Origin of the sequence: Nocardioides sp. NPDC059952, from assembly GCF_042730435.1 — a bacterium.
Taxonomy (GTDB): Bacteria; Actinomycetota; Actinomycetes; order Propionibacteriales; family Nocardioidaceae; genus Nocardioides.
Window position 1 is genome coordinate 1 of the sequence record NZ_JBHWLY010000025.1, and the last position, 9,565, is coordinate 9,565.

Annotated in this window: 7 protein-coding genes; 6 read left to right on the forward strand and 1 reads right to left on the reverse strand. The window is 68.8% G+C overall.

The window, feature by feature from the left end; genetic code table 11:
- Nucleotides 1-206 precede the first annotated feature (206 nt).
- Nucleotides 207-1,145 (reverse strand): heme o synthase, encoded by a 939-nt coding sequence (locus tag ACFV9G_RS13450; RefSeq protein ID WP_378727967.1) that lies wholly within the window; start codon nt 1,143-1,145, stop codon nt 207-209.
- A gap of 172 nt (nt 1,146-1,317) precedes the next feature.
- Between ACFV9G_RS13450 and tkt the strand changes: the two genes are divergently transcribed.
- From tkt to ACFV9G_RS13480, 6 genes are all read left to right on the forward strand, one after another.
- Nucleotides 1,318-3,429, forward strand: coding sequence for a transketolase (gene tkt, locus ACFV9G_RS13455; RefSeq protein WP_378727968.1), 2,112 nt, complete (start codon nt 1,318-1,320; stop codon nt 3,427-3,429).
- Nucleotides 3,430-3,432: 3 nt separating this feature from the next.
- On the forward strand, nt 3,433-4,539 hold the full coding sequence (tal, locus tag ACFV9G_RS13460) for a transaldolase (protein WP_378727969.1): 1,107 nt from the start codon (nt 3,433-3,435) through the stop codon (nt 4,537-4,539).
- On the forward strand, nt 4,536-6,191 hold the full coding sequence (pgi, locus tag ACFV9G_RS13465) for a glucose-6-phosphate isomerase (protein WP_378727970.1): 1,656 nt from the start codon (nt 4,536-4,538) through the stop codon (nt 6,189-6,191). The genes tal and pgi overlap by 4 nt, the downstream gene beginning before the upstream one ends.
- The gene (pgl, locus tag ACFV9G_RS13470) at nt 6,188-6,928 is read left to right on the forward strand and encodes a 6-phosphogluconolactonase (protein WP_378727971.1); all 741 of its coding nucleotides are present in this window, start codon (nt 6,188-6,190) and stop codon (nt 6,926-6,928) included. Before pgi ends, pgl begins: the two co-directional genes overlap by 4 nt.
- Before the next feature lie 148 nt (nt 6,929-7,076).
- The gene (locus ACFV9G_RS13475; protein WP_378727972.1) at nt 7,077-8,261 is read left to right on the forward strand and encodes an endonuclease; all 1,185 of its coding nucleotides are present in this window, start codon (nt 7,077-7,079) and stop codon (nt 8,259-8,261) included.
- 177 nt (nt 8,262-8,438) lie between these two features.
- A complete protein-coding gene (locus ACFV9G_RS13480) occupies nt 8,439-9,404 on the forward strand; it encodes a hypothetical protein (protein WP_378727973.1) in 966 nt (321 codons plus the stop codon).
- The last annotated feature ends 161 nt before the right edge of the window (nt 9,405-9,565 follow it).

Consider the following 9,565-nt stretch of genomic DNA (forward strand, 5'->3'; position numbering starts at 1 on the left):
CGCCTCGTCCGACCGGGCTGACGCCTCGTCCGACCGGGCTGACGCATCGTCCGACCGGGCTGACGCCTCGTCCGACCGGGCTGACGCCTCGCCCGACCGGGCTGACGCCTCGCCCGACCGGGCTGACGCCTCGCCCGACCGGGCTGACGCCTCGCCCGACCGGGCTGACGCCTCGGGCGAGGCCGGTGACGCCTCGGCGGGAGGGGTCAGCGGATCAGCGGGTCGACCGCGAGGGCGACGAAGAGCAGGCTCAGGTAGAGGTTGCTGCTGTGGAACAGCTGCATGGGGCGGATCTTGGTGAGGTCCTCGGTGCCCTTGGTGCGCGCGTGCAGCTGGTGGGCCTGGACGAGGAAGACTGCGCCGAGAGCGATGGCGGCGACTGGGTAGAGCCAGCCGGTGGAGGCGATCGGCCACAGCAGCAGCGAGGTGGCGACCATGATCCAGGAGTACGCCACGATCTGGCCGCCGACGTGGCGCGCGGAACGGACCACCGGCAGCATCGGCACGTCGACCTGCGCGTAGTCCTCGCGGTAGCGCAGCGCCAGGGCCCAGGTGTGCGGCGGGGTCCAGAAGAAGACGACCATGAACAGGATCAGCGGCTCCCAGCTCACCGAGTTGGTGACCGCGGTCCAGCCGATCAGGGTCGGGAAGCAGCCAGCGATGCCGCCCCAGACGATGTTCTGCGTGGTGCGCCGCTTGAGCAGCATCGTGTAGACGAAGACGTAGAAGGCGTTGGCCGCCAGCGACAGGCCGGCGGAGAGCCAGTTCACGAAGAACCCGAGCACCAGCACCGACAGCACGGCCAGGACGGAGCCGAAGATCAGGGCCGCCCGAGGGGTGACCACGTGCCGCGGCAGCGCCCGGCGCCGCGTACGCCTCATCTGCTCGTCGATGTCGCGGTCGTAGACGCAGTTGAAGACCGAGGCCGAACCGGCCGAGAAGATCCCGCCGACGACGGTGGCCGCGACCAGGCCGACGCCCGGGACACCCTGGGCGGCGAAGAACATCACCGGCACCGTGGTCAGCAGCAGCAGCTCGATCACCCGGGGCTTCGTCAAGGAGACGTACGCCGAGATGACATCGCGCATTGACGCGCGGTCGCTACGCTGGTCGAGGTCGGGGACCGGCTGTTCGACGTGCGTCACTGAGAAGATCCTTCTCGTTCGGGTTGAGGCGTCACATGCGGCACATACAAGCAGTTCACAGCATGCGGCTCGCAGTCTAACCCCGGGCGTGAGTAGGCTCGGATTCGGCAGCCCCCACGGCCAGCCCAAGAACTCTCCCAATGTGGAGTCGACGACTTTGAAAAGGCACCTCGTGAGCACCAAACCTGTACTCGAGTGGACCGATCTGGACAACAAGGCCGTGGACACCGTCCGCGTACTCGCCATGGACTCCGTGCAGAAGGTCGGCAACGGCCACCCTGGCACCGCGATGAGCCTGGCCCCGGCGGCGTACCTGCTCTTCCAGAAGGTGATGAAGCACAACCCCGCCGACACCGACTGGCTCGGTCGGGACCGGTTCGTGCTCTCCGTCGGCCACTCGAGCGTCACCCTCTACATCCAGCTCTACCTCGGCGGCTTCGGTCTCGAGCTCGGCGACCTGGAGGCCCTGCGCACCTGGGGCTCGCTGACCCCGGGTCACCCCGAGCGCGGCCATACCCGCGGTGTGGAGGTGACCACCGGCCCGCTCGGCCAGGGTGTCGCCAACGCCGTCGGCATCGCGATGGCCCAGCGCCGGCTTCGCGGCCTGCTCGACCCGGACACGCCGGTCGACCAGCCGAGCCCGTTCGACCACAAGACGTACGTCCTGGCCGGCGACGGCGACCTGCAGGAGGGCGTCAGTGGTGAGGCGAGCTCGATCGCCGGCACCCAGAAGCTCGGCAACCTCACGATGATCTACGACGCCAACCGGATCTCGATCGAGGGCGACACCAACGTCGCGTTCACCGAGGACGTCGCCGCCCGCTACAAGGCCTACGGCTGGCACGTCCAGGAGGTCGACTGGACCCACGACGGCACCGGCTACACCGAGGACGTCCCGGCGCTGTTCGACGCGATCAACGCCGCCGGCGAGGTCACCGACCAGCCGTCGCTGATCGTGCTGCGCACCATCATCGCCTGGCCCGCCCCGAACGCGCAGAACACCGAGGCGGCCCACGGTTCGGCGCTCGGCGCCGAGGAGGTCGCCGCGACCAAGGAGATCCTGGGCTTCGACCCGGCCAAGTCCTTCGACGTCGACCCCGAGGTGCTCGCCCACACCCGCCAGCTCATCGAGCGCGGCGAGAAGGCCGAGGAGGCCTGGCGCGCCGAGGAGGCCGCCTGGGCCGAGGCCAACCCGGAGGGCGCCAAGCTGCTCGAGCGGCTGCAGGCCGGGGAGCTCCCCGACGGCATCGCCGACGCGCTGCCGGTCTTCGAGGCCGACGCCAAGGGCATCGCCACCCGTGCCGCCTCCGGCAAGGTGATCAACGCGCTGGCGCCGGTGCTGCCCGAGCTGTGGGGCGGTTCGGCCGACCTCGCCGGCTCCAACAACACCACCATCTCCGGTGCGCCCAGCTTCGTCCCCGAGGACCGCTCCACCCACGAGTGGAAGGGCGACCCCTACGCCGGCCGCGTGCTCCACTTCGGCATCCGCGAGCACGCCATGGGCGCGATCCTCAACGGCATCGTGGCCCACTCGCCGACGCGGGCCTTCGGTGGCACGTTCTTCCAGTTCTCCGACTACATGCGAGGCGCCGTACGCGTCGGGGCGCTGTCCAAGCTGCCGGTGATCCACGTCTGGACCCACGACTCCGTCGGCCTGGGCGAGGACGGCCCGACCCACCAGCCGGTCGAGCACCTCGCCGCGGTCCGGGCCATCCCGGGTCTCGACGTGGTCCGTCCCGCCGACGCCAACGAGACCGCAGCCGCGTGGCTCGAGGTGCTCAAGCACCACGACCGCCCCTCGGCGCTCATCCTGACCCGTCAGGCGCTGCCGACGTTCCCGCGCGGGAAGGATGGCTTCGCCGACACGAGCGGCGTGGCCAAGGGTGGCTACGTACTCCTCGACTCCCCCACCGGGACCGTGGACGTCGTGCTGCTCGGCACCGGCTCCGAGGTGCAGTACGCCGTCGCCGCCCGCGAGGAGCTGGCGAAGGAGGGCATCGGCGCCCGCGTCGTCTCGCTGCCTTGCCTGGAGTGGTTCGATGCCCAGGAGCAGGACTACCGGGACTCGGTGATCCCGCCCAACGTCAAGGCGCGGGTCAGCGTCGAGGCCGGCGTGAAGCAGGGCTGGCGCGAGTACGTCGGTGACGCCGGCCGGATCGTATCGCTCGAGCACTTCGGCGCCTCGGCGTCCGGAGCGCTGCTGTTCAAGGAGTACGGCTTCACCCCCGAAGCGGTCGTCACGGCCGCCAAGGAGAGCCTCGCCGCCATCAACAAGGGAGCATGAAATATGTCTGACCGACTCAAGGCGCTGGCCGAGGCCGGCGTATCCATCTGGCTCGACGACCTCTCCCGCGAGCGCATCGAGACCGGCAACCTGGCCGATCTCGTCAAGGAGAAGTCCGTCGTCGGCGTGACCACCAACCCGACCATCTTCGCCGCCGCGATCGCCAACGGTGAGCGCTACGACGAGCAGCTGCGCTCGCTGGTGGCCGACGGCAAGACCGTCGACGAGGTCATCTTCGGCCTCACCACCCAGGACGTACGCAACGCCTGCGACATCCTCGCGCCGGTCGCCGAGTCCACCAAGGACGACGGCCGGGTCTCGATCGAGGTCGAGCCGACCCTGGCCAACGACACCGACGCGACCATCGCCTCCGCCAAGGCGCTGTGGGCCGCGGTCGACCGCCCCAACGTGCTGATCAAGATTCCGGCGACCCTCGAGGGGCTCCCCGCGATCACCGCCGCGATCGCCGCGGGCATCTCGGTCAACGTGACCCTGATCTTCTCGGTCGAGCGCTACCAGGCCGTGATGGACGCCTATCTGACCGGTCTGGAGCAGGCCAAGGCAGCCGGGATCGACCTCTCCACGATCCGCTCGGTGGCCTCTTTCTTCGTCTCCCGCGTCGACACCGAGATCGACAAGCGGCTCGAGGCTCTCGGCACCCCCGAGGCCACCGCGCTGCTCGGCAAGGCCGCGGTGGCCAACGCGATCGCCGCGTACGCCGCCTTCGAGGAGGTCCACTCCAGCGAGCGCTGGACCGCGGTGGCCGGTGAGGGCGCCAACGCCCAGCGGCCGCTGTGGGCCTCGACCGGGGTCAAGAACCCGGCCTACCCCGACACCCTCTACGTCACCGACCTGGTCGTCGCCGACACGGTCAACACCATGCCGGAGAAGACGATGGAGGCCTTCGCCGACCACGGCGAGGTCAAGGGCGACGTCGTCACCGGCAAGGGTGCCGAGGCGGCCGCCGTCTTCGAGTCGCTGCGCTCGGTCGGGGTCGACCTCGACGACGTCTTCCTGGTCCTGGAGACCGAGGGCGTCGACAAGTTCAAGGTCTCCTGGACGGAGCTCGTCGACACCGTCGTCGCCCAGATCGAGGCGGTCAAGCAGTGAGCGAAGGCCCGGTCGACGCGACCACGACGGACGCCTGGAAGGCACTCACCGAGCAGCGGGCCGGCTTCGCGCCCGACCTGCGCTCGTGGTTCGCCGATGATCCCGGCCGGGCCTCACGCTTCACCTTCGAGGCGGCCGACCTCCACGTCGACCTCTCCAAGGACCTCATCACCGACGAACTCCTGGCCACGCTGCTCGCTCTCGCCGAGCAGGTCGGTCTGGAGGCGCGGCGGGACGCGATGCTCGCCGGCGAGCACATCAACGTCACCGAGGACCGCGCGGTGCTCCACACCGCCCTGCGTCTTCCCGCCGACGCCTCCCTCGAGGTCGACGGCACCGACGTCGTGCCCGCCGTCCACGAGACCCTGGCGAAGATGTACGCCTTCGCCGACCGGGTCCGCTCCGGCGAGTGGAAGGGCGTCACCGGCGAGCGGATCCACACGGTCGTCAACATCGGCATCGGCGGCTCCGACCTGGGGCCGGTGATGGCCTACGAAGCGCTCGAGCCGTTCCGTCATCCTGAGATCGAGTGTCGGTTCATCTCCAACATCGATCCCACCGACGCTGGCCAGAAGCTCAAGGGGCTCGACCCGGCCACGACCCTGTTCGTGGTCTCGTCGAAGACCTTCTCCACCCTGGAGACACTGACCAACGCCCGGCTGGCGCGTGCCTGGGTGCTCGACGCGCTCGGCGACGACGTGGACTCCGCCGATGCCGTCGCGAAGCACTTCGTGGCCGTCTCCACGGCGCTGGACAAGGTCGAGGCGTTCGGGATCGACCCGCAGAACGCGTTCGGCTTCTGGGACTGGGTGGGCGGCCGCTACTCGGTCGACTCCGCGATCGGCACCACCCTGGCGATCGCCATCGGGCCGGAGGGCTTCGCCGAGTTCCTCGGCGGGTTCCACGCGATCGACGAGCACTTCCGCACCACCCCGCTCGAGCGGAACGTGCCGGCGCTGATGGGCCTCCTGAACGTCTGGTACGTCAACTTCCTCGACGCCCAGACCCACGCCGTGCTGCCCTACTCCCAGCTGCTGCACCGGTTCCCGGCGTACCTTCAGCAGCTGACCATGGAGTCCAACGGCAAGTCGGTGCGCTGGGACGGCACCGCGGTGACGACCGACACCGGAGAGGTGTTCTGGGGCGAGCCCGGCACCAACGGACAGCACGCGTTCTACCAGCTGATCCACCAGGGCACCCGGGTCATCCCGGCAGACTTCATCGCCTTCGCGAACCCCGCCTACCCGCTGCGCGACAGCGACGTCGACGTCCACGAGCTGTTCCTCGCCAACTTCTTCGCCCAGACCCAGGCGCTCGCCTTCGGCAAGACGGCCGAGCAGGTGCGCGCCGAGGGCACCGCGGAGAACATCGTCAACGCGCGGGTCTTCTCCGGCAACCGGCCGACCACCTCGATCATGGCGCCGTCACTGACCCCCGGAGTCCTGGGCCAGCTGATCGCCCTCTACGAGCACATCACCTTCACCCAGGGTGTGGTGTGGGGCATCGACTCCTTCGACCAGTGGGGCGTCGAGCTCGGCAAGCAGCTGGCCCTGCAGGTCAGTCCGGCCGTCTCCGGCGACGCGGAGGCCGCCGGGCGGCAGGACGCCTCCACCCAATCCCTCATCGCCTACTACAGAGAGAAGCGCACGTGACCAGCGACGGTCATCCCGAGTCACTCATTGAGGTCCACGACACCGCCGAGGCCCTGGCCTCCGCTGTGGCCGGGGAGTTCCTCAGCCGCCTCGCCGACCTTCAGGCGGCCGGCGACGTACCCACCATCGGTCTCACCGGTGGCACCATCGCCGAGGCGATCCATCGCGAGATCGCCCGCCTCGCCCCCGAGTCGGGTGTCGACTGGGGCGCGGTGGAGTTCTTCTTCGGCGACGAGCGCTACGTCGCCGCCGACTCCCCCGACCGCAACGCCGGCCAGGCCCGCGCCGCCTTCCTGACCGAAGTCGGTGTCCCCGACCACCGCATCCACGAGATGCCCGCCACCGACTCCGGCCTGAGCGTCGACGAGGCAGCGGCACGGTTCTCCGACGACGTACGCAGCCACGGCTCCGGCGGCTTCGACATCCTGATGCTCGGCGTCGGCCCCGACGGCCACATCGCCTCCCTCTTCCCCGGCTTCCCGCAGCTCGAGGCGAAGAACGCGATCGCCGTCGGCGTCACCGGCTCCCCCAAGCCCCCGCCCGAGCGCATCACCTTCACCTTCGAGGCGCTGCGCCGGTCCACGACCGTCTGGTTCCTGGTCAGCGGCGAGGGCAAGGCCGAAGCGGTGGCCAAGGCCCACGCCGGCGCCCCGATCACCGAGATCCCCGCCACCGGCGTCACCGGCACGACCGAGACGACCTGGTTCCTGGACCGGGCCGCCGCCTCGAAGCTCTGACCTCCTCCCGACTCGGCGCGACTGTCCCACGCAGAAGCGCCGAGTCGGCACACATGTCTCGGGAACTCCGTTACCCAGGTTGATAACGGCAGGTAAATCTTTCCCGCAGCGGGTTCCGCGGGCACCTGGCGACTGCCACCATCCGAGCATGTCCTTCAGCGTCTCTCGGCGGCTCGGCCTCACCCTGGCCAGCCTCGTTGCCCTCGCCTTGGCGAGTTTCATGGCGGTCGTGATCACGACCGCCCCGGCCCAGGCGGCCACGATCAACGTCACCACGGCGATCGCCACTCAGAACGGCTCGACGGCCACCGTACGCGGCTACGTCGTCGGCCAGCCCACAGCGACCAGCACGGTCGTGACCAGCAACTACCCCAACGACTACGCTCTCGCGATCGCTGACTCGGCCGCGGAGACCAGCACGTCCAAGATGCTCTACGTGCAGATCCCCGATGCGTTCCGCAGCGCGTGGGGCCTTCGGTCCAACCCGAGTCTGAAGGGGCGTCAGATCGATGTGACCGGCACCCTGACGGCGTACTTCTCCCATCCCGGCCACAAGAACGCCACCGCCTTCGCGTTCGCCGGCTCCACGCCGACCCCGACTCCGACCCCGACAGCCACCCCGACCGCTGACCCGGGAATCCCGGCGGGCTACTACGACCCGGCCGCCGGCCTGTCCGGCTCGTCGCTGAAGTCGGCGCTGCACAACATCATCGACGGCCACACCACGCTGTCCTACAGCGCGGTCTGGGAGGCGCTGAAGGTCCTCGACCAGGACCCGAACAACTCCTCGAACGTGATCGAGTTCTACTCCGGTGTCTCCACGCCGAAGACCAACAACGGCGGTGACGCCAACAACTGGAACCGCGAGCACACCTGGCCGCAGAGCCATGGCAACTTCGGCACCAGCAACGGCCCCGGCACCGACGTGCACCACCTGCGGCCCGAGGACGTCACCGTCAACTCCACCCGGGGCAACAAGGACTTCGACCTGGGCGGGTCGGCGGTCTCGGAGTGCAGCGACTGCTGGACCGACTCCGACTCCTTCGAGCCTCGTGACAGCGTCAAGGGCGACCTCGCCCGCGGCATCCTCTACATGGCCGTGCGCTACAACGGCGACGACGGCTTCGCCGACCTCGAGGTCAACAACGCCATCAACGGCTCGACCAACTACCTCGGCAAGGTCTGCGTCCTGCTCGGCTGGCACAACGCCGACCCGGTCACCGCAGCCGAACGCACCCGCAACAACACCGTCTACTCGACCTACCAGCACAACCGGAACCCCTTCGTCGACCACCCGGAGTACGCCGAGTCCATCTTCGGCGCCTCCTGCTGACCACCACCCGCCGAGTCGGCTCGTCCTGACCGATACCGACGCCGAGTCGGCTCGTCCTGACCGATGTCGACGCCGAGTCGGCTCGTCCTGACCAGATCCGACGCCGAGTCGGCTCGTCATAACGAGCCGACTCGGCGGTCAACGTCAAATGTCGGTGGTCCCGCTCATGCTGGGCGCATGGATATCGAACAGATGCAGTTCACCCGTACGCTCAGCCCCGACTTTCCACTGCCGCCGACGCTGCCGTTCACCGCCAAGATGGCGCTCGAGTCCGGCGTGACCTATCGCCAGTTGCGCGAACTCGTACACCTGGGCCTCGTCCGCCGCCTGATCAAGGGCGTCTATGTCGCGACGGAGATGGGCGACTCGCTAGACCTGCGGGTGGCGGGGCTCAAGCTTGTCGTGCCCAAAGACGCGGTGGTGGTCGATCGGCATGCCGGATGGCTTCTCGGCGCCGAGATGATGCTCGCCCCTGGTGAGCACCTCGACCTGCAGCCCCTCTCCGTCTTCCTGCCCGCCGGGCGTGGACGTCTACGCAACGATCTCGCGGCCAGTGGCGAGCGCACTTTCCTCGATGACGACATCATCGAGATCGACGGGCTGCTCGTCTCCAATTCGCTCCGCACCGCCTGGGACGTCGGCCGGGTGCGCTGGCCCGAAAGAGCCATCGCCGCGATCGACCAGATGCACCGGCTCGGCCAGTACGATCCCGGCGAGTTCCTCGCGGGAATCAACAGGTTCCGCGGACAACGATATGTCACGACGCTGCGGGCTGTCGGTCCCCTTGCCGATGGACGAGCGGAGTCGCCTCCGGAGTCGGTGCTGCGGATCTGGTCGAAAGAAGTGAGAGGCGTCGATCTCGTACCTCAACTCGAGGTCCGTCGCGGAAGCCGATTTCTCGGACGCCTCGACCTCGGCAACGAGCACCTACGAATAGGCGTCGAGTACGACGGGGCGGAGTGGCACAGCACCCCCGAGCAGCTTGAACGTGACCGGGACCGCCGAGCCGAGATGATCGACGACGGCTGGCTCATCGAGGTCTTCACGAAGGACGACACGTTTCGCAGACTCGCCGATCCCGGCGTACGACTGCGGCGGCTGCGCGACCGGGCCTACCAGCGCGTGACCGACCTCGCTGCCTGAAATCACCGAGTCGGCTCATCCTGACCACATTCGGTGCCGCGGGGGGGGGGCGTGAAGGGCCCCCGCCGCGCCCAATTATTTGAGATAGAGCCCCCGCGGCGGGGTTTTTTAATTATTTATAGGCGGGCATTCGGGGGGGGGGGGGCAGGGGGGTTGGCGCC